We start from the raw sequence: 26,926 nt of genomic DNA, 5'->3' as shown, positions 1-26,926 counted from the left end.
GGCCTTGCGCCCTTTACTCTGTGCAGGCGGCCTTGGCCGCCTTTTCTGTATCGAGCCGGATTCAACCATCACAGAGGTTGCAATGAACGCACTGGAAATCAGCGGCCTGAAAAAGACCTATCAGGGGGGCGTCGAAGCCCTTAAAGGCATCGATCTTACCGTCAGGCAGGGGGATTTCTTCGCCCTGCTCGGCCCGAACGGCGCGGGCAAGTCCACCACCATCGGCGTCATCAGCTCGCTGGTAAACAAGAGCGCCGGAAAGGTGAAGGTATTTGGCTACGACATCGACAGCGATCTCGAACAGGCCAAGGCCCAGCTCGGGCTGGTGCCGCAGGAGTTCAACTTCAGCCAGTTCGAGAAGGTGATCCAGATTGTCACCCATCAGGCCGGTTTCTACGGCGTGCCCAAGGCAGAAGCCAAGATCCGCGCCGAGAAGTACCTGCGCCAGCTCGATCTGTGGGAGAAGCGCGACATGCCTGCCCGCACTCTCTCAGGCGGCATGAAGCGTCGCCTGATGATCGCCCGCGCCCTGATGCACGAGCCCAAGCTGCTGATCCTCGATGAACCGACCGCCGGGGTCGATATCGAGATACGCCGCTCCATGTGGACCTTCCTCAAGGATCTCAACGAGCAGGGCGTCACCATTATTCTCACCACCCACTATCTGGAAGAGGCCGAGATGCTCTGCCGCAACATCGGCATCATCGACAAGGGTCGCCTGATCGAGAACACCAGCATGAAGAATCTGCTGGGCAAGCTGGGTCGCGAGACCTTCCTGCTCGACCTTGCGCCAGGTTCTGCCGTACCTGAGGTGCCAGAGTTCAACGGCCGCATGCAGGATGAGCGCACCCTCGAGGTGGATCTCGACAAGAGCCAGTCACTCAACAGCCTGTTCGAGCAGCTGTCGAACCAGCAGGTGCAGGTCGTGAGCATGCGCAACAAGGCCAACCGGCTGGAAGAGCTGTTCGTCAATCTGGTCGAAGAGGGGAGAAAAGCATGAATCTGGCCATCTACTACATCGCCTTCAAGAGCATTCTGGCCAAAGAGGTGAGCCGCTTTACCCGGATCTGGATCCAGACCCTGGTGCCACCGGCCATCACCATGAGCCTCTACTTCGTCATCTTCGGCAACCTGATCGGTTCGCGCATCGGTGACATGGGCGGTTTCACCTACATGGAGTTCATCGTGCCCGGCCTCATCATGATGTCGGTGATCACCAACTCCTACTCCAACGTTGCCTCCTCCTTCTTCAGCGCCAAGTTTCAGCGCAATATCGAGGAGATGCTGGTCGCGCCGGTACCCAACTACGTCATCATCGCCGGTTACGTGGGCGGTGGCGTGGCGCGCGGCCTCTGTGTCGGCCTCATCGTCACCCTGGTGTCGCTGTTCTTCGTGCCGCTGCAGATCCACCATCTGTTCAGCGTCTGCGTGACCGTGCTGCTCACCGCCATCCTCTTCTCGCTGGGTGGCCTCATCAACGCGGTGTTTGCCAAGACCTTCGACGACATCAGCATCATCCCCACCTTCGTACTGACTCCCCTCACCTATCTGGGCGGGGTGTTCTACTCCATCAGCCTGCTGCCCCCCTTCTGGCAGGGTGTCTCCCAGGTGAACCCCATCATCTACATGGTGAACGCGTTCCGTTACGGCTTCCTCGGTATCTCCGACGTGCCGCTCGGCACCGCCTACCTCATCATCATCGGCTTTATCGTGGCCCTCTACGGTATCGCCTGGTGGCTCATCTCCCGCGGCACCGGCCTGCGCCACTGATTGCCAAAACGGGCACCTCGCGGTGCCCGTTTTTTATTCCCCCTGTAGCCCCTTCAACCTGCTAGCCCCCTTCTCAATAACCTGCCTGTCATTAAGGATTTACCTGACACCTTGTGATCCACCGCAATTTTCGAATTACCCCCAAAGGTATAATTCTCGCGGTTGGATGTGCCGTCACGGATGGCTCGTCCGTCTCTTCATTTCTCTCATCAGGGCAGGATCGCCTATGTCACTTATCACCGAGTTGCCAGCCATATTCGATAGTTTTTCAGATGCCCGTCGTCAGGGCTTTCTGGCTGTAATGGCACTCAAGGAGCGACAGATCCCCCTGGTCGGTACCTACTGTACCTTTATGCCGCAGGAGGTGGCGATAGCCGCCGGCGCCGTGGTGGTATCGCTCTGCTCCACCAGCGACGAGACCATCGAGGAGGCCGAGAAAGATCTGCCCCGCAACCTCTGCCCGCTCATCAAGAGCAGCTACGGTTTTGGCAAGACCGACAAGTGCCCCTACTTCTACTTCTCCGATCTGGTGGTGGGGGAAACCACCTGCGACGGCAAGAAGAAGATGTACGAGTACATGGCCGAGTTCAAACCGGTGCATGTGATGCAGTTGCCCAACCGCGCCGATGACGAAGCCTCCCGCAACCTGTGGCGCAGCGAAATCGTCCGCTTCAAGGAGTTGCTGGAGCAGCAGTTCGGCAAGCCCATCAGCGAGCAGGCATTGCGAGACGCCATCGTGCTGAAAAACCGCGAACGCCGCGCGCTGGCCAATTTCTACCGGCTGGGCCAGCTCAACCCGCCGGCGCTGAGCGGCACCGACCTGCTCAAGGTGGTCTATGGCGCCACCTTCCGCTTCGACAAGGAGCTGCTCATCAGCGAGCTGCAGGAGATGACCCGCCGCATCAAGGTCGAGTATGCCGAGGGCAAGCGGCTCGATGCCCGCCCGCGCATCCTCATCACCGGCTGCCCCATCGGCGGCGCGGCCGACAAGGTGGTGCGTCTCATCGAGGAGCACGGCGGCTGGGTGGTGGGTTACGAGAACTGCACCGGCGCCAAGGCGACCGAGCAGTGCGTCAGCGAGGAGGGCGATCCGTTCGATGCGCTGACCGACAAGTATCTGGCCATCGGCTGCTCCTGCATCTCCCCCAACCACCAGCGCATGAATCTGCTGAGCCAGATGGTGGAGGAGTATCAGGCGGACGGAGTGATCGATGTGATCCTGCAGGCTTGCCACACCTATGCGGTGGAGTCGCTCGCCATCAAGCGCCATGTGCGCGAACGCCACGGCATCCCCTACATGGCAGTCGAGACCGACTACTCCAGCGCCGACAAGGGACAACTGGCCACCCGGCTGGCCGCCTTTATCGAGATGCTGTAAGGAGGCGCCGTGTCACTCTCCATCGGGATTGACTCGGGCTCCACCGCGACCAAGGGGATCCTGTTCGACAGCCGGGATGGCGGGCGTATCGTCCGCCGTTTTCTGGTGCCGACCCCCTTTCGTCCGCTGGCCGCCATCGAGCAAGGCTGGACCGAACTTTCGGCCGATTTGCCAGAGCGCCCCCACCTGACCCTGACCGGTTATGGCCGCGATCTGGCGTCGTTCGCCGATCGCCGGGTTACCGAGATCTCCTGCCATGGGCTGGGGGCTCGCCTGCTCTGCCCGTCGGTACACACCGTCATCGACATCGGCGGGCAGGACAGCAAGGTGATCCAGCTCGATAGCGACGGCAACCTCACCGATTTTCTGATGAACGACAAGTGCGCCGCCGGCACCGGTCGCTTTCTCGAGGTGATCACCCGCACTCTGGGAGCTCGGGTCGAGCAGCTTGACGAACTGCTGCAAGGGGCCGAGCCCCACGACATCAGCAGCATGTGTACCGTGTTTGCCGAATCGGAGGCGATCAGCCTGCGCTCGGCGGGCATTCCGGCCGAGTCAATCCTGGCCGGTATCGTCCGCTCCATGGCCCGGCGCAGTGCCAACTTTATCGGCCGCCTCGGCGCCCGACCGACAGTGCTCTTTACCGGCGGCGTCAGCCACTGCGCCACCTTCCGCCACTATCTGGCCGAAGGGTTGGGCTGCGACGTGGCCACCCACCCGGATGCCCAGTTTGCCGGTGCGCTGGGGGCTGCCCTGTTCGGCGCGCGCGCCAGCACGGGAGGCAAATCATGAATCAGGAGTTTCTCTACCTGTTCCACTCCACTCTCGGCACGATCAGGATGCGCAAGCGGCTGGAGCAACACGACCTGTCGTTTCGGGTCTGCGACGTGCCGCGCCTGCTCAGTGCCGGCTGTGGCCTCGCCATTCGCCTCCACTGCCCGCCAGACGAGTGGCAGCAGTGGTGCCAGAGCGGTGAAACCGCTGCCGTCTTTCGCTGCGAAGCGGACGGCGACTATCAGGAGCTGGCCCGCTATCCGGCCGATAGCCCGGACATGGCGAAGCAAACGCCTGTGGCTGGCAGTCGGAGTCATGGATGATAAAGATCTATCCCATGGCTGTTTATCTGCGCATGCTGGCCAATCTGGCACTGGGGGGATTCTTCCTCGCCTCCGCCGGGTTCAAGCTGGCCTCCCCCGCCCTGTTCATCGAGCAGATCGGCGCCTTTGGCCTGATCTGGCCGCCGCTGATCCCGTTCGCCGCCTGGGGGCTGATTGCCCTTGAGCTCTGCGCAGGGCTTGCAGTCATCGCCAACCGGCGCTGGGGTCTGTGGCTGGTGATCGGGCTGCTCGCCCTGTTTATTCCGGTGTTGGGCTATGGCGTTGCCATCGGGCTCGACATCTCTTGCGGCTGTCTGGGCAGGGCTGATCTCAGCTCGCTGCCGGAGGCCATTGTGCGGGATCTGCTGCTACTGACGCTTGCGGGCGCCCTGCTGCGAACTTCCCGCCCCGTTTTTCCCGTTCCAAAGGAGTAGTGACATGATGACATTGCGATCCCGCACTCTGGTAGCCTCGCTGATCGCCGCCAGTTTTGCCCTCGGTGGCTGTGGCGACAACCAGTTCGAGCAGGAGGTGAAGCTGGAGCAGTCGGCAGTGCAGCTGGCACAAGAGACACAGCAAGGAGGCTATCAGCTGCTGACCGTAGCCGAGCTGAAGACCCGCATGGACAAGGGCGAGGAGTTGGTGATCATCGACACCATGCCCTATGAGGACTCCTACAAGAAGGAGCACATTCCGGGCGCCAAGAACTTTGTCTTCGTGAAGGAGGCCAAGGCCGGTGACAACTGGAGCGAGATTGTCGAGGGGAACGGCACGGCGGAGCAGTTCCAGGCGCTGTTGGGTGAAGACAAGTCCCGTCCTGTGGTGATCTACTGCGGCTTCGTCAAGTGCGGCCGCAGCCACAACGCTGCCGCCTGGGCGGTGACTCAGGGCTATCAGCAGGTCTATCGGGTGCCGGGCGGCATCTTTGCCTGGAAAGGGGCCGGTTACCCCGTATCTGCCGAATGACCGCGTCTGCTCACAAGGCAATACAGTCGACATAAAGAAGCCCGCAACTGCGGGCTTCTTTCATATTGGGTAACGCTCGGGGTTAGCTGGCGGCCTGTTCCTGCGGCGGCTCCGCTTGGGCCAGCTGCTGTTTGCCCAGCAACCGCTTGGTGATCATGGCCGCCATGATGGAGCCGTTGACGTTGAGGGCGGTACGGCCCATATCCACCAGCGGCTCGATGGCGATCATCACCCCCACCAGCGCGATGGGGAAGCTGAGAGTGGAGAGCACGATCAGCGCGGCGAAGGTGCCGCCACCGCCGACGCCAGCCACCCCGATGGAGCCCAGTGCAATCACCGGCAGCAGAGTCAGCAGGAACAGGGGATCGAAGGGGTTGATGCCGAGCATGGGGGCAATCATCGCCACCATCATAGCCGGATAGATGCCAGCGCAGCCGTTCTGGCCGAGGTTAGCACCGAACGAGGCGGCAAAGTTGGCGATGCTGGCGGGCACGCCAAGGCGCTGCTGGGTCTCGATGCTGAGCGGAATGGAAGCCGCGCTGCTGCGGGAGATAAAGGCAAAGGTGAGCACACCCCACACTTCCCGCAGGTAGTGCAGCGGGTTCTGGCCGATCAGCAGCAGGATCACCATGTGCACCGCAAACATCACCAGAATGGCAACGTAGCAGACCAGAATAAAGCCGAGCAGGCTGAGGATCTCGCTCAGGGGATAGTGGGCCACCACCCGGGCGATCAGCGCCATCACGCCATAGGGGGTGAGCGCAATCACCACCCGCACCATCTTCATCACCCACAGTTGCAGGGTGTCGATGGCCACGGCGGCGCGAGCACCAGCCTCTGGATGCTCCACCTTCAACTGCAGCAGGGCAACCCCCGCCAGCACGGTGAAGATCACCACGCCGATCACCGAGAGACCGCGGCTACCCGCCATATCGGCGGCAAAGTTGGTGGGCACCAGCGAGAGCAGCAGGGCCGGCAGGGTCTGGGCACTGTCGATGGTGCTCATGCTCTGTTGCAGCGCTGCCGTGTCGCTGCCGTGGCTCAACAGCCCCTCGGCAGTGAGACCACTCAGATGGGTCACCGTCATCCCCACCACACCGGCGATCATCACCAGCGTCAGCATGGAGCCGATCAGTACGGCGCTGATCTTGCCGAGAGACTGGGCCTGCTCCAGCTTGTTGATGGCGGAGAGGATGGAGGTGAACACCAGCGGCATCATCACCACCTTGAGCAGACTGACATAGCCGCCGCCGATGATATTGACCCACTCCAGGGTCTGCTGGACGCCGGCATCATCGGCCCCCCACCCCAGTTGCAGAGCCAGCCCGAACAGGGTGCCAAGCAGCAGACCCGCAAGCACCTTGCGCGAGAGCGGCAAACCGGTAGGCAACCGGGTGAGAGCAAAACAGAGCAGACAGAAAACAAGCGATGCAATCAGGACAAACATCATGAGTACCTGTAGCGGCCATCAGGCCGAAAGTGGATAGAAACGAAGGGAGATGCGGGCTGGGCCGCAGAACAAAACGCCGGGATGCAGGAGAGTGCAGGCGTGAAAAAGCAGCGGACGCCCGAGGAGGCGTCCGCTGGCAATCGGGGGAATTACTTCTTTACGGGGGCGTCGTACTGCTCGGGTTCGTCGCTATAGACGCAGACATTCCACTTCGCGGCCAAACCATCTTCCGCCAGACAGTAACGCTCGAAGAAAGCCTTGATCTCCACGCGCTGGCAGTGCGCCTCGAAAGAGGCCATATCTTGCCAAATCTCGTTGAACACGATGGGAAAGCTTTCCCCCTCGGCAAACGGGCTCGCGATGTGGCGGGTTACCCGATATTGCAGGCAACCATCCTCACGCAGGGTGTTGGGCTCGAGCGCCTGCAGCACCTGAAACAGGGCTTGCTCCTGACCGGGTTTGGGCAGGAATTGGGCAATGCAGTAAACCTTCTTGGACATGGGGTCCTCCTGGTTGTGGCGGGCTCAGGCTTGCTGCAGCGTGACCACTTGATTGTCGATAAGGCGGGCCTTGCCAAGATAAGCGGCCATCAGGATCACCAGCTGCGCGCTCTCGTCTGTGGCGGATTCGAGGGTGGCGGCATCGACGATGTCGATGGCATCGGTACGAAAACCGGCGTTGTCGAGGCGTTGGCTGGCCTGCGCCACCAAGGAGGGCAGGTGGTGGTCACCCGCTTCGATCTGCTCGGCGATCCAGTTCATGGTGCGCGCCAGCTCGGGGGCAATGGCACGCTCGGCCGCAGTCAGGTAGCCGTTACGGGAAGAGAGCGCCAGCCCGTCTTCGGCCCGCACGGTGGGTACGCCGACGATCTCGATGGGCATCGCCATGTCGGCCACCATCTTGCGAATAAGCGCCAGCTGCTGGTAATCCTTCTGGCCAAAGCAGGCCACATCCGGCTGTACCAGATTGAACAGCTTGGTGACGACGGTACTGACACCACGGAAGTGACCCGGGCGCAGCGCCCCCTCCAGCAGATTGGAGAGACCCGGCACCTCGACGAAGGTCTGGCTGGCCAGTCCCTGCGGATACATGATCTCCGGGGTCGGGGTGAACACCATATCGACACCGGCCGCTTCCAGCGCAGCGCAATCCTGCTCCAGAGTGCGCGGATAGTTGGCAAGATCCTCGGCCTTGTCGAACTGCATCGGGTTGACGAAGATACTGACCACCACCTTCTCGGCGTGGCTGTGCGCCTCCTTCACCAGCGTCAGGTGGCCCTGATGCAGGTTACCCATGGTGGGCACGAATGCGATGGCACGCCCTTCACGGCGCCATTGGCTTATCTGCTCACGCAGAACGACGGGATTATTTACGACCAACATCAGCAGTTCACCTTCCGATAAATCAAAAAGAGAGACGGGTTGCATCTACCGGTAGCGCTCGGGCGGGATGGGGCACGAACATGGCTATCAGCAGTTCACCTTTAGATGAATCAATAAGATACGGATTAGCTATACGGATTAACTGTGCGAGGCTGAGAAGCAGAGACGGGGGCCGCAGCCCCCATCATGCAACCGCCAGGATCAGTTGAAGCAGTGCTCCGGGCCGGGGAAGCTCCCCTCGCTCACCTGCTGCACATAGAGGCGGATGGCGGCACGCACATCGCCGGTCTCGGCCAGGAAGTTCTTGGTGAACTTGGGCACATAGCCGGAGGTGACGCCAAAGGCATCGTGCATCACCAAAATCTGACCGTCGGTCGCGGGGCCGGCACCAATGCCGATCACCGGGATGCGAAGCGCCTTGGTGATGCGCTCGGCCAACGCAGTGGGCACACACTCGAGCACCAGCAGCTGGATACCGGCCGCTTGCAGTTCGAGGGCCTGACGGTAAATTTCCTGGGCCTGAAACTCATCGCGCCCCTGCACCTTGAAGCCACCAAAGACATGAACGGATTGCGGAGTGAGGCCGAGGTGACCGCACACCGGCACCCCGTTGCGGGTAAGGTGGCGGATGGAGTCACAGAGCCAGTCGCCCCCTTCCATCTTCACCATGCGGGCACCGGCCGCCATCAGGCGGGCAGCGTTCTGGTAAGTCTGCTCGGGGGTGGCGTAGCTCATGAACGGCATGTCGGCGACCACCAGTGCTTTGCTGGCACCGCGCGCCACACAGCGGGTGTGATAGACCATCTCATCCATGTTGACCGCCAGGGTATCCTGGCCCCCTTGCAGCACCATGCCCAGTGAATCGCCGATGAGCAGCACGTGGGCCCCCTCGTCGTCGAACAGCTTGGCAAAGGTGGCATCATAGGCGGTGATGGCGGTGAACTTTTGACCCTCCTGCTTCATCTTCAGCAGGCTGGCGGTGGTGATCTTGCTCATAGAGGCTCCTGTACGTCTGCACGCAGAGCAATGATGGCCAAATCATTGTGCGGGCAGCGGGCAACCAGTCGGGCGAGCGGGGTGCCGCAGGGCAGCACCAGAGCAGGCGCAATTTCGGCAAGGGGCAGCAGCACGAACTCCCGCTCCTTCATGCCGTAGTGGGGTACGATCAGGCGCTCATGGTTGATCACCTGATCCCCATAGAGCAGCAGATCGAGATCCAGAGTTCTCGGCCCCCACCGCTCATCTTTGCGCACACGTCCCTGTTCCAGCTCGATTTTTTGTAATTGATCCAGCAGCGCAAGGGGCGCGAGCCGGGTATTGAGCCGGGCCACGGCATTGACGTAGTCCGGTTGGTCAGCAGGCCCCATGGGGCGGCTGCTGTAAAACGACGAGGCCTCCACCAGCACAGATTCCGGCAACCTTGCCAACGCGGCAACGGCGCGACGAGCCTGACCCAGCGGATCAGACAGGTTGGAACCAATGGCGATGAAGACCTCGGTCATCACGTCTGTTGTCACTCGGCCACTTTCGGTTTGCGGCGACGGGGGCGACGGCGGTTGCGGCTGTTGCTGCTGCGCTTCTCGCCATCGTGGCTGCGAGCCTCGCCGCGCTCACCGCTTGCCGGGCGACGGGTCGCTTCACGCTGCAGTTGCGGACGCACATCCGGATTGGAGGCAACATAGCGCTCCCACCAGCTGGCCAGCTCGCCGAGACCGCGCTCGACCCGGTTGCGCAGCAACAGGAAGTCGAACGCCGCGCGGAACTTAGGATGCTCCATGGCGCGCTCGGGGTGCTTGCCCTGACGACGGGTCAGACGCTGTTGCAGTGCCCAGATGTCGCGGACATCTGTGGTGAAACGGCGGGGAACGGCGATGATCCGCACCTGATTGTCCAGCACCTCGTTGATCGCCAGCATGAAGGCGTCATACCAGGGCAGGCCGCTCTCGTTCTCCAGCACCCGACCACGGGCCTCGACGCAGCCCCACAGCAGGGTGGCGTAGAGGAAGGCGGGGGTGACGCGCTTATCTTCACGAACGCGGGTGTCGGTGTCGATCAGTGCCTGCTCGATAAACTGCTCGTAGGGCGAGTTGCCGTGCGGGGTAAACAGCGCAGCCACTTGTGGGAAGAGCTGTTGGAATAGGCCATACTCACGCAGCAGCTTGTAGGTCGCCAGACCGTCGCCAGCCAGGAACAGCTTGAGGGTCTCCTCAAACAGGCGGGCTGCAGGGATGTCTTGCAGCAGAGGCGCCAGCTCCTTGATGGGGGCAGCGGTACGCGGACTGATGGTCATATCCAGCTTGGCGGCGAAGCGCACGGCGCGCAGCATCCGCACCGGATCTTCACGATAACGGGTCTCGGGATCGCCGATCAGCTCAAGCTTGCGCTCGGCCAGATCTTCCAGACCCCCTTCGAAATCGTGCAGGGTGAAATCTTTGGCGCTGTAGTAGAGGGCGTTGACGGTAAAGTCGCGGCGCTCGGCATCCTCTTCGATGGTGCCGTAGACGTTGTCGCGCAGCAGCATGCCTTCATCAGACTGGGCCGACACATGTTTGCTGGTATTGACCTGATGGTGGTGACCCCGGAAGGTGGCCACTTCGATCACGTCACGACCAAAGACAATGTGGGCCAGGCGGAAACGACGGCCAATCAGGCGGCAGTTGCTGAACAGCGCCTTGATCTGCTCCGGCGTCGCATCGGTTGCGATGTCGAAATCCTTGGGCGTCTTCCCGAGCAGCAGATCCCGGACTCCGCCGCCGACCAGGTAGGCTTCGTAGCCGCCCTTGTTCAGGCGATAGAGCACCTTGAGTGCATTCTCGCTGATCTCTTTGCGCGAAATAGGGTGCTGATCACGGCTTAAGGTACGACGTTGACCGGCGACACGGGCTGGAATGGGGGATTCCACCGACTGCTCGCCGTCTTCCTTGCCGAGCACCTTGCGGCAAAAGTTTGCGATCTGGGAAAAAATGGTACACCTCTTCATGACTTCTAAATTGACGGGAGGCCAAAAAATAGCGGCCTATCATAGCTCACGCCTAACCAAATGAAAAACCGTGCTGACAATTGATCCCGTTTGAAACGGATCATCCCGATAAAATCACAATCAACAGCGGCAATTTACGCTCAATCAAACAAAAATCACCTGGTCGACTCAGCAATCCGCGAGCGGGATCTTCTCGCTGGCGGGCACCCGTTCGAGCAGCCAGTTGGCGATGCCCCACCGGATGATCTCGTCGATCCGGCTTGCCATCAGCTCGGGCTGCGGGCACTGGCCGAGGAAGTGCAGTGCCTGCAACAGGGCCGGTCGCACCTCATCAAGCGCCAGTGCCGGCGCATGGTTCTGCTTGGAGAGCTTGTTGCCATCTGCCAGCACCGCCAGCGGCAGGTGCACCCAGTCGGGCACCGGAGCCCCCAGGGTCTGATAAAGGGCAATCTGGCGCACCGTGGGCTCCAGCAGATCGGCGCCGCGCACTATCTCGGTGATACCGCTGTCCATATCATCCACCACCACCGCCAGGTTGTAGGCGTAGAGCCCGTCGCGGCGACGGATAATAAAATCCTCCTCGGCGAGCGCCGCCGGGACCGCGATATGGCCCTGCAAACGATCGTCGAAGTGGTAGACCGGATGGTGCTGCCGCAGCCGGGCGGCGCAACCTTCGGCCGCAAGCCCGAGGGTGCGGCAGTGGCCGCTGTAGAGACCGCCCGCGGCCATGATTTCGCGCCGGGTGCAGCGGCACCAGTAGAGGTCCCCCGCCCGATAGAGCTGGTCGATGATCTCGTCATAACGGCCGTGGCGCACGCTCTGGAACATCACCTCCCCATCCCACTCGAGGCCATATGCCTCAAGGGTCTTGAGGATCAGGGCCGCAGCCCCCGCCATCTCCCGCGGCGGATCGATATCCTCGATGCGCACCAGCCAGCGTCCCTGCTGCGCTCTGGCCTGCAAAAAGCTGCCGAGGGCGGCGATCAGCGAACCGAAATGAAGCGGGCCTGAGGGTGAGGGGGCAAAGCGGCCGACATAGGGACGTGCAAAGGGTGAGGACGGGGGATTCACTGGCATGACTGTTCGGGTAAGCGATTCATTGAGGCTGCATTCTGGGGCGCGACCGCCAAAAGCTCAATAAAAAAGGGAGCCCGCGAGCTCCCTTTTTCATATACCAGAGGGTCGGGATCAACCGGCCATCTGTTTTTCCTTGATCTCGGCCAGCGTCTTGCAATCGACACAGAGGTCGGCAGTCGGACGGGCTTCCAGACGACGGATACCGATCTCGATACCGCAGTGTTCGCAGTAACCGAAATCATCGTCTTCAAGCAGCTGCAAGGTCTTCTCGATCTTCTTGATCAGCTTGCGTTCACGGTCGCGGGTACGCAGTTCAAGAGCGAACTCTTCTTCTTGCGCGGCACGATCCACGGGATCCGGGAAGTTGGCAGCCTCGTCTTTCATATGGTCGACGGTACGATCAACTTCCTGCATCAGTTGGTTGCGCCAGGCACCCAGGATCTTGCGAAAATGCGCCTTTTGTTGGTCATTCATGTACTCCTCACCCGGCTTTTCCTGGTAAGGCGCGACACCCGCAATGGCCAGGGGGCCCAGAGATTTCCTGTTTTCGCCTGTTGGCATGCCCTGTCTCCTAATTCAGCACGCTACCCGTGCCATCCATAAATTGAGGGCGACATCTATAGCAGAAGGGTAACGGGTAAGCAAACGAGCCGTACCAATAATGTTACCCACTCCAATATTTATGCACTCCCCTCGGGTAACAGGTGACCAGATTCAAACGGGATAAACCCTTGAGCCACCATGCCTTGCACCCCAACATGGGGCCGATAGCATAAAATTTCAACCCCCGCCGCGATTGCCTGCTCAATTAGCAGACTATAGTGCGGATCTATATGGGTTGCAGGGCGCATCCGGCTTATTCCGGAGTGCAACACCATAAAGAGCAGCACTGCCCTGTGGCCCGCCGCTTTCATCGCCATCAACTCGCGCAAATGCTTGGCACCACGGGCGGTGACCGCATCGGGGAAGTAGCCCATGCCAGCCTCCTCCCGCTCGTCGAGCAGGGTGACCGATTTTACCTCGATGTAACAATTGCCCTTCTCGTCATCTTCCAGCAACAGATCGATGCGACTGTTCTCTTCGCCATACTTCACCTCGGTGCGCAACCGGCTGTAACCCGCCAGCGGAGCAATGGCCTCCTGCTCGATCAGCTCCCGGGCAATCTGGTTGGCGCGCGCCGTGTTGACGCAGATAAAGTGGCCCGCCGGACTCTCGGCGATCTCCCAGCTGTTGGGCAGCTTGCGCTTGGGGTTATCGGAGGTGGAGTACCAGACCCGGGTGCCCGGATCGGCACAACCGGTCATGGCACCGGTATTGGCGCAGTGGATAGTGATGACCTCGCCGTTATCGAGTTGCACATCGGTCAGAAAGCGCTTGTAGCGGGCCACCAGCTGGCCCGATTGCAGGGGGGATCAAAAATCACGGGTTAGCCCTCCGCGCGTCTTCTTTTACCCGGGCGCGCAGCGGCCAGCAGGCAAGCGGCTCGTAGCGCACCCCGTCCGGGGTCGAGATGGATTGATAGAGGCAGAACTCATCGGCCTGCAGCAGAAAATTTGGGGCAGGCAGGATGGCAGGCGCCTCACCCGCCTTGCGCGACAGGGTGACGTGGGGGCGATAACCCTGCTCGCCATTGCCAAGACGCAACTTCTCGCCGTGGCGGCGCAGCGCCTTTGCCAGCACGGTCAGCTCGTTGGGCCACTCCTTCGGGCCAATCCAGGCAGCCTTGGCCCGGCTGAACCAGCCGGTCTCATCCAGCCTGATGGAGAGCGGCGGACAGTGCTGGCGCTCAACGGCGGCAATCAGGCGGCGGGTGGTCACCTCGTCCGCTTCACCGAGGAAGGCGAGGGTCAGGTGAAGATTGGCTTGCGGCACCGGCTGACCGGGCCAGGGCAGCTGATCGCGCCAGGCGATGAGCTCGGGGGCGAGCTCCTTGACGGGCAGGGCAAAGAAGAGTTTGGCCATGTGGTGATAATGCCTTTTTCACGCTCATTGGATGAGCCCATTCTATGGCAGCCATCCGGCCATGTCTCGCCAGCCTCCCGCCCGAGTGGCCATATCCGCACATCCACTCACGGTGGCGCGGGTGGCTGTGGCAGAATAGGCGCCGTTTTACCGGTTGCCACAGAAGGTGCTCATCACTTTGTCCCAGCTCCCCATCGTTTCGGTATTGCCCGAACTCTTTGCCGCCCTCGACAGCCACAGCAGCGTGATCCTGCAGGCGCCACCCGGCGCGGGCAAATCGACCCTGCTGCCGCTGGAGCTGGTGCGTCAGAACCGGCTGCCCGGCCGCATCATCATGCTGGAGCCAAGGCGCCTCGCGGCGCGCAATATCGCCAGCTTTCTAGCGCGCCAGCTGGGGGAGAAGGTGGGCGAGCGCATCGGCCTGCGAGTGCGTGGCGAGAGCCGCACCAGCTCAGCAACCCGGCTCGAGATCGTCACCGAAGGGGTGCTGACCCGGATGTTGCAGCAGGACCCGGAGCTGACTGGCGTCTCGCTGGTCATCTTCGATGAGTTCCACGAACGCAGTCTGCACGCCGATACCGCGCTGGCCTTCGCCATCGAGAGCCAGCAAGGGCTGCGCGATGACCTCAAGCTTTTGATTATGTCCGCAACCCTTGATGGCATGGCACTCGAGACCTTGTTGCCGGATGCCCCTGTGGTTCGCTCGGAAGGGCGCGATTTCCCCATCGACTACCACTACCGCCCAGCCAACCGCCAGCAGTGGCTGGAGCCGCAGGTCGGCGCCGTGGTACTCGAAGCGCTGGCCGAGCAAGATGGCAGCCTGCTGGTCTTTCTGCCGGGACAGGGTGAGATCGAGCGGCTGGCGCAATGGCTGGCAGACAAACTGCCGGACGACGTGACCCTCGCCCCCCTCTACGGTCGCCTCGATATGGCGGCGCAGCAGGCGGCCATCGAACCGGCGCCTGCTGGTCGCCGTAAGCTGGTGCTCACCACCAATGTGGCGGAGACCTCCCTCACCATCGAAGGGGTCTCTGTCGTTATCGACAGCGGGCTGGAACGACGGGCCTCCTTTGATCTGAAAAGCGGCGTTACCCGACTGGAGACCCGCCAGATAGCCAAATCCTCCGCCACCCAGCGGGCAGGTCGCGCCGGTCGTCTCGGCCCTGGCGTCTGCTACCGGCTCTGGAGCAGCGAGGTGCAGGAGCGGCTCGCCGAGCAGAGCCCGCCAGATATCCTCACTCATGAGCTGACCGGCCTGCTGCTGGATGCCGCCCAGTGGGGGGCAAAGGTGGAAGATCTGCCGCTGCTGGACATGCCCCCCGCCGCCGCGGTGGCCAGCGCCCAGCGGCTGCTGGTGGCCCTTGGCGCCATGAAGCCGGAGGGTGAGCAACAACTCACTCCCGCTGGCCGCGCCATGGCGGCCTTCGGTACTCACCCTCGCCTCGCTCGCATGCTGCTGCGCGCCCGCGAGCTGGAGTCAGAAGGTCTGACAGGGATTGTCGCCGATGCCGCTTATCTGGTGGCGTTGCAGGAAGAAGATCTGCGAGGATCGGAGCGCCTCTCTGTGCTGTTCCACCGCCGTCAAAGTGCCCTGCGCCAGAGCGCGGCCCGCTGGTTTGAACGGCTTGGCGCCCGCCCTGCCTGTGCGCATGGTCAGTGGCTGGGGCTGCTCTGCGCTCTCGCCTGGCCGGATCGCATCGGCAAACTGCGTAGCGGCAGTCGCTATCAACTCAGTGGTGGGGTGAGCTGCGATCTGGTAGAAGGTCATCCCTGTCAGGGACAAGGGGCCCTCATCGCCATCGAGATGGGGCAGAACGATCGTGGCAGCCGCATTTTTATCGCCGAACAGGTCGATCTGGACGAGCTGGTGCGCCTGCTGCCGGAACTGGTGAGCGAACGGCAGTGGTTCGACTGGGATGAACGGGAAGAGCGGGTGCGCGCCGAACGCCAGCAGGTGATCGGCGAGCTGGTGCTGAGCCAGCGACCGCTGACCGAACTCTCTGACGAGCAGAAAGGGCGCTGCCTGCTGCAAGGCATTCGCCGCAAGGGGCTGCATGTGCTGCCCTGGGACGAGAGCAGCGAAGGGCTGCTGGCCCGTCTGCGCTGCGCCCGTGAGTGGCTGCCCGATGAGGGGTGGCCAGCCATGGATGACGACAGCCTGCTGGCCGACCTAGAACAGTGGCTGCTGCCAGCGGTGAGCGGCATGACCCGGCTGGAGCAACTGAAGAGGCTCAATATGAGCGACATCCTGCGCCAATCCCTGCCCTGGCCGTTGCCCAAACGGCTCGACGAGGCGCTGCCGAGCCACTTTGCGGCACCGACCGGCAGCCGGGTGCGGATCCGCTATCAGCCGGGGCAGGCACCGGTGATCCCGGTGCGCATTCAGGAGATGTTCGGGCAAGGTTCGACCCCCTGCGTGGCCGATGGCCGGGTACCGCTGGTGGTGGAGCTGCTCTCCCCCGCCCAGCGGCCGCTGCAGATCACCGCCGATCTGGCCGCCTTTTGGGCTGGCTCCTACGAACAGGTGAAGAAAGAGATGAAGGGGCGCTATCCCCGCCACTACTGGCCGGATAATCCGCTGGAGGCGATGCCGACCAGGGTCACCAAAAAGAAGATGGGCATCTAGGTTCGGCGGGTTAATCCCGCTCGGACGTTCGCGAATGCGACATAACAAGTAGAAAGGAAAGCAAAGAGGATTTATGGCAACCCAACGACGCAAGCGTGCCCCCAAGAAGGCAGCGCCCAAACGCACCATCTGGCGCAAGCTGTTCTGGCTTGGCTTCAAGCTCTCCCTGGTGGTGGCGGCCTTTATGGTGGTGTTTGGCATCTACCTCGATACCAAGGTGCGCGAGCGCTTCGATGGCGAGAAGTGGCAGTTGCCGGTGATGGTCTACAGCCGCCCGCTGGAGCTCTACCCCAGCCAGCGCCTGTCGCGAGACCAGATGCTGCGCGAGCTCAACATGCTGAGCTACAAGCAGGTGCGCCAGCCTCACACGCCGGGTGAATACACCATCAACGGCAACCGCATCGAGCTGATTCGCCGCCCGTTCGAGTTCTATGATGGCGCCGATGGAGCCCGTGGCCTGCGACTCACCTTCAACGGCCCGCGCCTTGAGGGGATCCAGTCGCTGGAGAACCAGCGCCAGCTCGGTTACGCCCAGATGGACCCGGTGCTGCTCGATCGCCTCAATACCGAAGATCGGGAAGATCGCCTGCTGGTGCGTATCGCCGAAGTGCCCGACAGCCTGCTGGTGACCCTGCTCACCACCGAAGATCGCGACTTCTACCAGCATGGCGGCGTCTCGCCGGTGGCCATCATGCGCGCCATGTTCGCCAACCTGATCGCGGGTCGTACCGTGCAGGGGGGCAGTACCCTGACCCAGCAGCTGGCCAAAAACTTCTTCCTGACCCGTGAGCGCAGCCTGTGGCGAAAACTGCAGGAAGCCTACATGGCGGTGCTGATCGACTATCGCTACAGCAAGGACGAGATCCTCGAGTCCTACCTCAACGAGGTCTATCTGGGGCAGAACTTCTCGCAAGGGGTCTACGGTTTCGGCCTCGCCTCCTACTTCTACTTCGGCATTCCGGTCAACGAGCTGGATATCGATCAGGTCGCCCTGCTGGTCGGTCTGGTGAAAGGCCCTTCCTATTACGATCCCTGGCGCTTCCCGGAGCGGGCCAAGACCCGCCGTGATCTGGTGCTGAAGCTGCTGATGGATCACGGCAGCCTGACCCAGGCCGAGTATGAACTGGCCAGCCGCCAGCCCCTCGGCATCATCGCCCGCGGCCAGATGAGTTATGGTCGCACCCCGGCCTTTATGGGACTGCTCAAGCGAGAGATCCAGAGCCGCTTCGGCGCCGATCTGCTCAAGCAGTCTGGCCTGAAGATCTTCACCAGCCTCGACCCCATCGCCCAGCACGCGGCCGAGCGGGCGGTCGAATCGGGCCTCGCCGATATAGAAAAGCTGCGCGGCAAGAAGAAGCTGGAGGCGGCCATGGTGGTCTCCGACTGGCACAAGGGCGAAGTAGTGGCGCTGGTGGGTGGCCGCGATCCCCGCTACGCCGGGTTCAACCGGGCGCTGGATGCCCGCCGCCAGATCGGCTCGCTGGTGAAGCCGGCGGTCTACCTGACCGGTCTCTCCAACGGCCTGACCCTGGCGACCCCGCTCAAAGATCAGCCGATCCGTATTCGCGGTCAGGATGGTCAGGTCTGGACGCCGCAGAACTATGATCGCAAGTTCCGCCAGAGCGTGCCGCTGATGGATGCGCTGGCCAGCTCACTCAACGTGCCGACCGTCAATCTGGGTCTGCAGGTGGGGCTGGAAAAGGTAGTCGATACCCTGCACAAGCTGGGAGTCCAGCAGGAGATCCAGCCCTATCCGTCGCTGGTGCTGGGGGCGGTCGCCCTCTCCCCGCTGGAGGTGAACCAGATGTATCTGCCCATCGCCAATCAGGGGCTCACCCAGCCGCTGTCGGCCATTCGCGCCGTAGTCAACGGGGATGGCAGCCTGCTCTATCAGCATGATCAGACCGCCAAGCGGGTCACCGACCAGCAAGCAAGCTGGCTGACCCTGTTCGCCATGACCAAGACGGTGAGTCAGGGCACGGCCCGCGCCCTCAGTGCCAAGTTCCCGGGCGCCACCATGGCGGCCAAGACAGGCACCACCAACGAGCTGCGCGACTCCTGGTTTGCCGGGATGGACAACAACGAACTGGTCAGTATCTGGGTCGGTCGCGACGACAACACCCCGGCGGGTTTGACCGGTGCCAGCGGTGCCCTGCAGCTCTTTAGCGGCTACATGAGCCAGCGCGGCGTCAACAGTCTGGGATTGAAGATGCCGGAAGGGGTCACCTGGGCCAACTTCTCCCGCGCCAGCGGCACCCGCGTCACCAGCGACTGCCCGGGCAGCCTGCAGGTGCCGGCCAAAGCCTCCACCATGGGCTCCCCGGCCGGTTGCGCCAGCAGTGCGACGCCACGCAGTGCGCTGGATGACTGGTTCGGCGGTTTCTTCAACTAGATCAACGACACGGGCAGCGCAGGCTGCCCGTTCACTATGCTGCTGACAAGGAAACATCATGACCTTTCCGCTGTTTGACGCCATCCACCATGTGGCCATCATCGCCAGCGATTACCCACGCTCGCGCCACTTCTACCACAAGGTGCTGGGGCTACCCATTATCGCCGAGACCCTGCGCGAGGCGCGCCAGTCGTGGAAACTGGATCTGGCCCTGCCGGACGGCAGCCAGCTGGAGCTGTTCAGCTTCCCCTCGCCTCCCGAGCGCCCCTCCCGCCCCGAAGCGTGCGGCCTGCGCCATCTCGCCTTTCGGGTCAGCGACCTTGACCGGGTCATCGCCCACCTGCTGGCCCATCGGGTCGAGGTAGAGCCGGTGCGGGTGGACGAGCTGACCGGCAAGCGCTTTACCTTCTTCGCCGACCCCGACGGCCTGCCGCTGGAGCTCTACGAAGCGCCGCGCTGAGCCTGCATCGACCAAGCAATCAGCCAAACAAAAGCCGCCCGGTTGCAACCGGGCGGCTTTTCTTATTGCTTCAGGTTATCAGGCGGTAGTCAGCATAACGACAGCCAGCGCCATCACCATCATGCCAGCCCAGCCGATGGGCTTGAGCCGCTCACCAAAGAAGAGCAAACCACCCAGCGCCGTACCGACGATGCCGATAGCCCCCCAGGTGGCGTAGGCAACAGCCAGGTCAATCTGGCCGCCACTTACCGCTTCCGAGAGCAGGGTAAAGGCGCCGAGTACCAGCATGATCCCCAGGAATCCCCACCCCTTGTAACGAAAACCCTTGGAGCGGTTGATGGCCATGTTGGCGCCGATATCGATCAGTGCGGCACCCAGTACAATCACAAACGGACTCATGCTGTGGCCTCCGCTTCTACTGACTTGTCTGCGGGCTCATCATGGGTCTCCCCCATGGTCACCATAACAATCCCCACTATCGCGAGAGCCAGGCCAATCAGCTCCTGAACGGTCACATCGTAACCAAGGAACATGACCGACACTATGGTGATCAAGGTGATCCCGAGCCCCTCCCAGAGCGCAAACGCAATACCAATGGAGATTGTTTTGGCGGCTTTCGCCAGCAACCAGTACGAGAAACCGATCAACAGCCACATCGGGATGTAATTCATCCAGCCAGCCCCCTGCTCGGGGATCATGGCCATGCTGGAGGTACCGGCGACCTCGGTCACGATGGCGCCGGTCAAAAACAGCCGGGCCAGAAACATACGACTTAATAACATATAAGATGCCTTTGTTGCTTCGACGGGAGAGATGGTAAACGGGGAGAAGCAACTCGCGACAATCGCTCAGCGTCGATTATTCCGACGCTGCAGGTTTGCCTTGCCTTGGTTCGGCACGCTAAGGTGATGGTGAAAAACTCCGCCACAGCCTGTAAAAGATGAAGCTATATCAAATAGAACTCTTTGTAGAGTCCGCCAATAGCGGCTCTATTGCCAACACCGCCCGTCGCCTCGGCAAAAGCCGCAGCGCCGTCAGCACCTCCATCGCGGCGCTGGAAGTTGAGCTTGGCGTCGAACTTTTTGAACGAGGTGCCAATCAGAGTCGGCTGACCGAGATCGGCGAGTTGGTGCTGGATGATTGCACCCGCCTGCTACAGGCAGCCAACAGCCTGCAGCAGAAGTGCAAACATTACGCCTCGGGGGCCGAAGTGGCGCTGCGGGTTGCCCGCGATGACGCGATTCCCGAGCCGGTGTGGCGCGAGATGCTGGCCAGCCTGCACAATCAGTTTCCCGGTACCAGTATCTCTCTGGTGCTCGCCTCCCCACCCGAACTGCCGGCGCTGGTGGAAGAGGGATTCGTCGATGCCGCTTTTGGCCTTATTACCGAAGATCAGGAGCGCAGCGGCCTCAATATCGACGTGCTCAACCCGATCCGCACCCTGATGGTGGTGGCACCCAGCCATCCGCTGGCCGGACTGAAGCGGGTCAAACAGCAGGATCTGACCGATCACACCCAGGTCACTCTCTCGTATGTAGATGAATTTTCTGTAAAAAGCCTGCTACCTGTGGGAGGGCAGCATATCGGCCTCTCCAGCTTCGAGTTGATGCGCAATGCGGTGCTGGACGGGCTGGGCTGGGCAGTGCTCCCCTCGCCGCTGATCCAGAGTCAGCTGCGACAAGGCTCCCTGCTGACCCTGAAACACAAGTTCAGCCTGCAGTGGCGCGATTACGGGGTCTATCTGGCGGAAAACGCCTATCACGGCAAGGTGTTGGCCTGGTTGAAGAAGTCGATCCAGGGGTATCTGGAACCTTTCGAGTAGCGATAAAGAGGCGGAGCCAGCTCACGATATCTACTTATCCTGATGATCCGAGCGGATGTGATCGTGCATACTGTTCACATACTCATTGAGCGCCGGAGGCGTAACCGATATGAGCAGTGCCCAAGACAAGGACGATATCTTGCTGGACGACGACATCATCGAACTCGATGATGAGGAGGTCGTGGTCCCCAAGGCACTCAACCCATGGCAAGTGCTGATCGTGGATGATGAGCCGGATATCCATCATGCCACCCGCCTGGCCCTCTCCAACATTCACTACAAATCCCGTCCGCTGGAGCTGCTCAATGCCTACAGCGGCGCCGAGGCTGGCCGTATGCTGGAGGCCAATCCCAGGATTGCGCTGATCCTGCTCGATGTGGTGATGGAGACAGAAGACGCAGGTCTGCGGCTGGTGCACCGGATCCGCAACGAAATGCACAACTCACTGGTGCGGATCGTGCTGCGTACCGGCCAACCCGGCCAAGCCCCCGAGCAGCGGGTAATCCTCGATTACGACATCAATGACTACAAGACCAAGACCGAGCTGACGGTACAAAAGCTATATACCACCGTCATCGCATCCCTGCGTTCATACGAAACCCTCAGCGCCATAGACAAGAGCCGGCAGGGGCTCGGAAAAATTCTGGAAGGGGCGGGCGATCTCTACCATCTTCATTCACTCAAAGAGTTTGCCTCCGGCGTGCTGAAACAGATCAGCGCCATTCTCGATGTGGGCACCGAAGGGGCTATCTGTGCCGAGCGCCGTCCCGGCGAACAGGGGCTAGAGATCCTCGCCGCTACCGGCGACTACGAGACTCTTCTGGATAATGGCAAGATCACCGACTTCCCCACCCTCAATGACTCGGTCATGAAGGCACTGGCGGCGCGCTGCAACCGCTTTGAACACCCTCAGGATTCCCTCTATATCGCCGCCCAGAATGGCCGCGAGTTCGTGTTGAGCTTCACCCCAACCCAGCCTCTGGATCCTCTCGAGTGCGACCTGCTGGATGTCTTCTGCCAGCGCATCTCGGCGGCCTACGACAATCTCTATCTATACAACCAGCTGCTTCGTGCCCAGGAGGCCACCGTGGTGGCGCTGGCGGCGCTGGCAGAGTTTCGCGACTCCGATACCGGCGAGCATGTCTTGCGGGTGCAGAAGCTCTCGGATGCCATCGTGGCCGAGTTGAAGCAGATGGCGGCCTATCCCGAGCAGCTGACCCCGGAGTTTGTCGAGATGATCGGGATGGCCTCCATCCTGCACGATGTGGGCAAGGTGGGCACCCCGGACCATATCCTGCACAAGCCGGGGCGTTTCGACCCGGAAGAGCGGGCCATCATGGAGCAGCACGCCGGTATCGGCGCCAATATCCTGCACAAGGCGGGTGAAATGGTGGAGGGAACCAGCTACCTCTCTCTCGGCGCCGAAATCGCCCGGGGCCACCACGAGCACTTCGATGGCAAGGGCTACCCGCAGCAGCTGGCTGGCCAGCAGATCCCGCTGTCGGCGCGGATTGTGGCGGTGGTCGATGTATTCGATGCCCTGCTCAGCAAGCGCCCCTACAAGGAGCCCTGGACGCTGGCGCAGACCATGGAGTATATCCAGTCCCGCTCAGGCACCCAGTTTGACCCTCATGTAGTGACAGCCCTGTCGCGACTGGTCAACGAATCGAGACTCCCCTACTCGCTCTGACCCTCTTTTACTCGCAACTCCACATGCCCTGCCGGTGGCCAAGGTCAGCGGCAGGGCATCAAAACAGCCGTTTTGTTGCATCCCGCACACATCAAAGCGCCGCAAAGCGGAAACATCCCCCTTCTTTGTTAGCGATAGCCGCTGAAATATGGTCATTTAACATCACATCGCTATAATATCGGCCTGCAAACCTGATACTAACAACGAAGGAATTATCATGAGCCTGAACCTGGTACCGGCCGGCAAGAGCCTGCCCGACGATATCTATGTCATCATCGAAATCCCGCAGAATGCCGACCCGATCAAATACGAAGTCGACAAGGACAGCGGTGCTATTTTCGTCGATCGCTTCATGTCTACCCCGATGTTCTATCCGTGCAACTACGGCTACGTGAACGCGACCCTCTCTCTGGATGGTGACCCCGTCGACGTACTGGTTCCGACCCCCTACCCGCTGCTGGCCGGGTCCGTCATTCGCTGCCGCCCGGTTGGCGTGCTGAAGATGACCGACGAATCTGGCGAAGATGCCAAGATCGTTGCTGTACCGCACTCCAAGCTGACCAAGCAGTACGACCACATCCAGGATGTGAACGATCTGCCGGAACTGCTGAAAGCCCAGATCAAGCACTTCTTCGAGCGCTACAAAGAGCTGGAAGCGGGCAAATGGGTCAAGGTGGAAGGCTGGGGCGACAAGGCTGCTGCCGAAGCCGAGATCAAGACCTCTGCCGAGCGTTACGCTGCCAAGTAAGCGTCACTTCGCTTGTAAAAAAGGCGCCTTATGGCGCCTTTTTTGTCGGTGTTTGCGGCAGCTGACCGGCCGCATCTTCGGCAGGATTGCCCTGAATGTATATTTCACGACCATCTTTCTGGTAAGGCCGATAGTAATCACCGCCACAGCGATAGCCGCCGCCCGGCTGGCTCATCAGCTCGCAGTTGACCGGCAACACCTCCAGCCACTTGATGGCCTGCTGGTAGCGCAGCCACTCCTGCCATTCGTGCTCGCGTGCCAGCTGATCACGCAGGGCAAAGGTATCCGCAACAGACATCCCCTTGTTGACGATCACCTGACCCGCTATGGCTGGCAGGCTGAGCAGCCCAAACAGCACTATGATCCAAGGCTTCATAACCCCTCCAGAGTGACTTAATTTCACAATTAAATTAAAAGTCACATCAATCTGTTATCCAGATCACAAAACGAAACATCACCAAAGTGGTGCCGGCTCACCTAGTTGTTAATTATCGTCCACGGCAGGAAGCACCATCATGAAGCTGACCCCCGCGCTGTTGCTCAGCCTCACTCTCTGCACCACTCTTGGTGCTACAAGCAACGCCAGCGAAATCAACATGAGCTGGCAGTGGCAATCCACCGATGGCCAGCGCAAGCACTTCCAGCTGACCACCGACGATCAGGTGATGGCCGCCAGTCGCCACGAGATGAGCCTGCTGAAGGCTTCCCTCACCAATCCGCTGGAGACCCTTTACGCCTACATCAGCCCGCGGCTCTACAACAGCATCAACCTGATCAATCAGAGCAGCCCCGAGACCGCTACCAAATTTCGCAATCTGGAGCAGGCCTTCACCCTGCGGGACGACAGCATGGAGTCGATGCTGTTCTGGCAAGCCTACCAGCAGTATCAGGAGGATGCCTTCTACCAGATGAGGGTGATCCCCTGCGTCCATCCTGCCAATCGCAAACTGCCTTGCGTGCGACCCGATTACTCCCAGCTCTTCTACCACTTCAAAGGACACCTCAAGCCACTGGCGCAGCAATTTGCGGCCAAGGATCTCGCCACCAGCGTCAGCCTGCTGCAGGAGTGGCTGAACGCCATCCCCACCCAGCCGGAGCAGCTCGATCACTTCGCGCCGCCGCTGCAGGCGCTGCAGGATAACAAGGCCGACAGCGACGAGAAGGCACTGTTGATGGCCAGCCTGCTGGCGGAGCTGGCGCCGCAATATGTGCTCAGCATCATCTATCCGGATATCAGCATCGGCAGCGTCTCCCCTGCCTGGCTGGCCATTACGGCAGACAGTGGCGTACCCGGTGATGTGGTGGTGATCAACAATCAGCGCCATGTGCTGCTGACCGGCTCGTCCCTGCTGGCCCAGCAGATGACCATGGCCAAGATCCCCCTCATCAGCGAGTCGCTCTACTGACGCAGACAGCTCAGACCAGCAGCCAATTCATTGATTTTTATCGATGTCATGCCATCCTAGCCGCCCTTGCCAGCCAACAACCTGACTGGCGGGGCGCCGACGCTTCTGAATTGCGATCTTATTTAACACTTTTTAAACAGATCCGATCAGTTTAGGATGAAGCTCGCCCATTCCCTCAATCCGAAACTCGTTATAACATAACAAATGGAGTGTCATCAGGATGAAACGTCTCGTACTTACTTTGGCGCTGCTGCCATCTCTGGTCTTTGCTCACAACTTCAAGGATGGCAACCCGGTGCCGCTGGTCAATGTCAGCGACAAGGGTGAGCTGGTACTGAACGGCAAGGATATCGGCTACCAGCCGTGGCAGAGCACCTCGCTCACCGGCAAGGTGTTCCTGATCCAGCATATTGCCGGTCGCTCCAGTGCCAAGGAGCTGAACGCCCCGATGATCGAGGCGATCAAGGCCGCCAAACTGCCGCAAGACAAGTACCAGACCGTTACCGTCATCAACAGCAATGACGCCATCTGGGGCACCTCCGGCTTCGTGAAGAGCAGTGCCGAGGACAGCAAGAAAGAGTTCCCCTGGTCCGCCATGGTGCTGGATGCCAAGGGCATGGCGCGCAACGCTTGGGATCTGACGCCGGAAAGCTCGGCGATCATCCTGCTGGATAAAGAGGGCAAGGTGCTGTTTGCCAAAGATGGCCAGCTCGATGCCAACAACATTACTACCGTGATGGGGCTCATCAAGTCCCATCTCTAAGTCAGAGAGAAAGGGCGCTGATGGCGCCCTTTCCATAAGGGTCTATGGGTCGTATCAAGCTGAAAATCTGGATCTTGCTGCTGGGCTGGTTATGGCTGCAGCCTGCCCTTGCCCGGCACCAGTTTGAATCTGCCCTGCCCGGCCACGACGACCATCACTGCCTGGTTTGCGCCCTCCATCTGGATGGCAAACAGGTCATCACCGCCACCCCCTATTGTTTCCCCGGTTCGACCTCTGTTCTGCCCACTGTTGCAACCATGCAACGCTCGGCGGATACCGCCACGCTTCACAGCTATGCCATCCGTGCGCCGCCCGCCTCTGCTTTTCTCTATCCCTTTGTTTAATTTCGCTATTTGTTTTGAAAAAGGATTAAAGATGAAAGCAGTTACTCTGTTACTGGCCGCTGCGGCCTTTGGCGCACACGCAAATCACGACGAACACGAGAGCCACAGCCACGGCGCCCACGAGCATGGCCACGGCCACCTCAATCTGGTGGTCGATGGCGACCAGTTGATGATCGAGCTGCAGGCACCCGCAGCCGATCTGGTGGGCTTCGAGCACGCCGCCAAGAGCGATGAAGAGAAGGCGCAATATGCCAAAGCGGTCACCCGCCTCCAGCAGCCTGACGCCCTGTTCCGCTTCGACCCGGCCGCTGGCTGCAAACTGACCCAGCAGGAGCTGCAAGCCGCCAAAGAAGAGCATGATCACGACCATGACCATGACAAGGCTGCCAGCGACAAACATGAAGACCACCATGATCATGACGAAGCGGGTCACGCCGATATGGGCGCCATGTACACCTACACCTGCGCCACGCCGACCAAACTGACCGGCCTTGAGGCGACCCTGTTCAGCGTCTATCCGAGCCTTGAGAAGCTGAGCGTGCAGGGGATCCTGCCCACTGGCCAGACCGCTGGCGAGCTGACCCCGTCCGCTAACAAGCTGAGCTGGTAACGC

At 61.0% G+C, this 26,926-nt stretch carries 29 protein-coding genes and 1 pseudogene; 17 read left to right on the top strand and 13 right to left on the bottom strand.

Annotated elements, in window-relative coordinates; all coding sequences use genetic code 11:
* Window positions 1–82 precede the first annotated feature (82 nt).
* The 7 genes from ACTG19_RS16840 (at window position 83) to ACTG19_RS16810 (ending at window position 5,211) form a co-directional block, all read left to right on the top strand.
* Window positions 83–1,000 (top strand): ABC transporter ATP-binding protein, encoded by a 918-nt coding sequence (locus ACTG19_RS16840; protein ID WP_100652864.1) that lies wholly within the window; start codon window positions 83–85, stop codon window positions 998–1,000.
* Complete coding sequence (locus ACTG19_RS16835; protein WP_005362866.1) at window positions 997–1,770, top strand: ABC transporter permease; 774 nt, start codon at window positions 997–999, stop codon at window positions 1,768–1,770. The genes ACTG19_RS16840 and ACTG19_RS16835 overlap by 4 nt, the downstream gene beginning before the upstream one ends.
* Before the next feature lie 226 nt (window positions 1,771–1,996).
* A complete protein-coding gene (locus ACTG19_RS16830) occupies window positions 1,997–3,148 on the top strand; it encodes a double-cubane-cluster-containing anaerobic reductase (protein WP_113739789.1) in 1,152 nt (383 codons plus the stop codon).
* Between the two features lie 9 nt (window positions 3,149–3,157).
* Window positions 3,158–3,940, top strand: coding sequence for an acyl-CoA dehydratase activase (locus ACTG19_RS16825; RefSeq protein WP_113739790.1), 783 nt, complete (start codon window positions 3,158–3,160; stop codon window positions 3,938–3,940).
* Entirely contained in the window at window positions 3,937–4,245 is a 309-nt protein-coding gene (locus ACTG19_RS16820) for a DUF3343 domain-containing protein (RefSeq protein WP_113739791.1), read from the top strand. Before ACTG19_RS16825 ends, ACTG19_RS16820 begins: the two co-directional genes overlap by 4 nt.
* 14 nt (window positions 4,246–4,259) lie before the next feature.
* On the top strand, window positions 4,260–4,679 hold the full coding sequence (locus ACTG19_RS16815; RefSeq protein ID WP_439989298.1) for a MauE/DoxX family redox-associated membrane protein: 420 nt from the start codon (window positions 4,260–4,262) through the stop codon (window positions 4,677–4,679).
* A 4-nt stretch (window positions 4,680–4,683) separates the two neighbouring features.
* Window positions 4,684–5,211: a rhodanese-like domain-containing protein gene (locus ACTG19_RS16810; protein ID WP_439989297.1), complete on the top strand. Its 528-nt coding sequence runs from the start codon at window positions 4,684–4,686 to the stop codon at window positions 5,209–5,211.
* A gap of 82 nt (window positions 5,212–5,293) precedes the next feature.
* On the opposite strand, the gene ACTG19_RS16805 is transcribed toward ACTG19_RS16810, so the two are convergent.
* The 10 genes and pseudogenes from ACTG19_RS16805 to thpR all read right to left on the bottom strand — a co-directional run bounded on the left by ACTG19_RS16805 (window position 5,294) and on the right by thpR (window position 14,062).
* Window positions 5,294–6,658: a cation:dicarboxylate symporter family transporter gene (locus ACTG19_RS16805; protein WP_439989296.1), complete on the bottom strand. Its 1,365-nt coding sequence runs from the start codon at window positions 6,656–6,658 to the stop codon at window positions 5,294–5,296.
* 152 nt (window positions 6,659–6,810) lie between these two features.
* Window positions 6,811–7,161 (bottom strand): putative quinol monooxygenase, encoded by a 351-nt coding sequence (locus ACTG19_RS16800; RefSeq protein WP_342401198.1) that lies wholly within the window; start codon window positions 7,159–7,161, stop codon window positions 6,811–6,813.
* A gap of 24 nt (window positions 7,162–7,185) precedes the next feature.
* Window positions 7,186–8,043, bottom strand: coding sequence for a pantoate--beta-alanine ligase (panC, locus tag ACTG19_RS16795; protein ID WP_005335639.1), 858 nt, complete (start codon window positions 8,041–8,043; stop codon window positions 7,186–7,188).
* A 201-nt stretch (window positions 8,044–8,244) separates the two neighbouring features.
* Window positions 8,245–9,039 (bottom strand): 3-methyl-2-oxobutanoate hydroxymethyltransferase, encoded by a 795-nt coding sequence (gene panB, locus ACTG19_RS16790; protein ID WP_005335640.1) that lies wholly within the window; start codon window positions 9,037–9,039, stop codon window positions 8,245–8,247.
* On the bottom strand, window positions 9,036–9,545 hold the full coding sequence (folK, locus tag ACTG19_RS16785; RefSeq protein ID WP_113739794.1) for a 2-amino-4-hydroxy-6-hydroxymethyldihydropteridine diphosphokinase: 510 nt from the start codon (window positions 9,543–9,545) through the stop codon (window positions 9,036–9,038). The genes panB and folK overlap by 4 nt, the downstream gene beginning before the upstream one ends.
* A gap of 11 nt (window positions 9,546–9,556) precedes the next feature.
* Window positions 9,557–11,023, bottom strand: a complete 1,467-nt coding sequence (pcnB, locus tag ACTG19_RS16780; RefSeq protein ID WP_005335642.1) for a polynucleotide adenylyltransferase PcnB — start codon at window positions 11,021–11,023, stop codon at window positions 9,557–9,559.
* Window positions 11,024–11,191: 168 nt separating this feature from the next.
* Window positions 11,192–12,100: a tRNA glutamyl-Q(34) synthetase GluQRS gene (gluQRS, locus tag ACTG19_RS16775; protein WP_439989295.1), complete on the bottom strand. Its 909-nt coding sequence runs from the start codon at window positions 12,098–12,100 to the stop codon at window positions 11,192–11,194.
* A 111-nt stretch (window positions 12,101–12,211) separates the two neighbouring features.
* Window positions 12,212–12,661, bottom strand: a complete 450-nt coding sequence (gene dksA, locus ACTG19_RS16770; RefSeq protein WP_005335644.1) for an RNA polymerase-binding protein DksA — start codon at window positions 12,659–12,661, stop codon at window positions 12,212–12,214.
* A 119-nt stretch (window positions 12,662–12,780) separates the two neighbouring features.
* A pseudogene (gene sfsA, locus ACTG19_RS16765) lies at window positions 12,781–13,523 on the bottom strand (DNA/RNA nuclease SfsA).
* Complete coding sequence (thpR, locus tag ACTG19_RS16760) at window positions 13,520–14,062, bottom strand: RNA 2',3'-cyclic phosphodiesterase (RefSeq protein WP_113739796.1); 543 nt, start codon at window positions 14,060–14,062, stop codon at window positions 13,520–13,522. The pseudogene sfsA and the gene thpR overlap by 4 nt, the downstream one beginning before the upstream one ends.
* A gap of 178 nt (window positions 14,063–14,240) precedes the next feature.
* Here thpR and hrpB point away from each other — a divergent pair, with 178 nt between their 5' ends.
* The 3 genes from hrpB to gloA2 all read left to right on the top strand — a co-directional run bounded on the left by hrpB (window position 14,241) and on the right by gloA2 (window position 19,540).
* Window positions 14,241–16,688 carry an ATP-dependent helicase HrpB gene (gene hrpB / locus ACTG19_RS16755; RefSeq protein ID WP_439989294.1) on the top strand — a complete coding sequence of 816 codons (2,448 nt, stop codon included), beginning with the start codon at window positions 14,241–14,243 and terminating at the stop codon, window positions 16,686–16,688.
* Window positions 16,689–16,761: 73 nt separating this feature from the next.
* Entirely contained in the window at window positions 16,762–19,080 is a 2,319-nt protein-coding gene (gene mrcB / locus ACTG19_RS16750) for a penicillin-binding protein 1B (RefSeq protein ID WP_042052390.1), read from the top strand.
* Between the two features lie 58 nt (window positions 19,081–19,138).
* Window positions 19,139–19,540 (top strand): SMU1112c/YaeR family gloxylase I-like metalloprotein, encoded by a 402-nt coding sequence (gloA2, locus tag ACTG19_RS16745; RefSeq protein WP_439989293.1) that lies wholly within the window; start codon window positions 19,139–19,141, stop codon window positions 19,538–19,540.
* 78 nt (window positions 19,541–19,618) lie between these two features.
* On the opposite strand, the gene ACTG19_RS16740 is transcribed toward gloA2, so the two are convergent.
* Window positions 19,619–19,939: an SMR family transporter gene (locus tag ACTG19_RS16740; RefSeq protein ID WP_005335659.1), complete on the bottom strand. Its 321-nt coding sequence runs from the start codon at window positions 19,937–19,939 to the stop codon at window positions 19,619–19,621.
* Window positions 19,936–20,322 carry a DMT family transporter gene (locus ACTG19_RS16735; protein ID WP_005335660.1) on the bottom strand — a complete coding sequence of 129 codons (387 nt, stop codon included), beginning with the start codon at window positions 20,320–20,322 and terminating at the stop codon, window positions 19,936–19,938. Before ACTG19_RS16735 ends, ACTG19_RS16740 begins: the two co-directional genes overlap by 4 nt.
* A gap of 158 nt (window positions 20,323–20,480) precedes the next feature.
* Between ACTG19_RS16735 and ACTG19_RS16730 the strand changes: the two genes are divergently transcribed.
* From ACTG19_RS16730 to ppa, 3 genes are all read left to right on the top strand, one after another.
* Window positions 20,481–21,362 (top strand): LysR family transcriptional regulator, encoded by an 882-nt coding sequence (locus tag ACTG19_RS16730; RefSeq protein ID WP_021229560.1) that lies wholly within the window; start codon window positions 20,481–20,483, stop codon window positions 21,360–21,362.
* Window positions 21,363–21,471: 109 nt separating this feature from the next.
* Window positions 21,472–23,052: a response regulator gene (locus tag ACTG19_RS16725; RefSeq protein WP_252655750.1), complete on the top strand. Its 1,581-nt coding sequence runs from the start codon at window positions 21,472–21,474 to the stop codon at window positions 23,050–23,052.
* 217 nt (window positions 23,053–23,269) lie between these two features.
* A complete protein-coding gene (gene ppa, locus ACTG19_RS16720) occupies window positions 23,270–23,800 on the top strand; it encodes an inorganic diphosphatase (RefSeq protein ID WP_252655752.1) in 531 nt (176 codons plus the stop codon).
* 28 nt (window positions 23,801–23,828) lie between these two features.
* Here the strand turns inward: ppa and ACTG19_RS16715 are convergent, their stop codons facing one another.
* Window positions 23,829–24,176, bottom strand: coding sequence for a hypothetical protein (locus ACTG19_RS16715; protein WP_103250935.1), 348 nt, complete (start codon window positions 24,174–24,176; stop codon window positions 23,829–23,831).
* A gap of 139 nt (window positions 24,177–24,315) precedes the next feature.
* Between ACTG19_RS16715 and ACTG19_RS16710 the strand changes: the two genes are divergently transcribed.
* The 4 genes from ACTG19_RS16710 to ACTG19_RS16695 all read left to right on the top strand — a co-directional run bounded on the left by ACTG19_RS16710 (window position 24,316) and on the right by ACTG19_RS16695 (window position 26,923).
* Window positions 24,316–25,206, top strand: a complete 891-nt coding sequence (locus ACTG19_RS16710) for a hypothetical protein (RefSeq protein WP_043821720.1) — start codon at window positions 24,316–24,318, stop codon at window positions 25,204–25,206.
* Between the two features lie 220 nt (window positions 25,207–25,426).
* Window positions 25,427–25,969, top strand: coding sequence for a YtfJ family protein (locus ACTG19_RS16705; protein ID WP_439989292.1), 543 nt, complete (start codon window positions 25,427–25,429; stop codon window positions 25,967–25,969).
* 44 nt (window positions 25,970–26,013) lie between these two features.
* Window positions 26,014–26,313 carry a hypothetical protein gene (locus ACTG19_RS16700; protein ID WP_439989291.1) on the top strand — a complete coding sequence of 100 codons (300 nt, stop codon included), beginning with the start codon at window positions 26,014–26,016 and terminating at the stop codon, window positions 26,311–26,313.
* A gap of 31 nt (window positions 26,314–26,344) precedes the next feature.
* Window positions 26,345–26,923: a DUF2796 domain-containing protein gene (locus tag ACTG19_RS16695; protein WP_439989290.1), complete on the top strand. Its 579-nt coding sequence runs from the start codon at window positions 26,345–26,347 to the stop codon at window positions 26,921–26,923.
* The last annotated feature ends 3 nt before the right edge of the window (window positions 26,924–26,926 follow it).

The organism is Aeromonas sp. 3P (assembly GCF_051919745.1).
Lineage (GTDB): Bacteria > Pseudomonadota > Gammaproteobacteria > Enterobacterales > Aeromonadaceae > Aeromonas > Aeromonas veronii.
This window is presented reverse-complemented; position numbering and strand designations above follow the sequence as displayed.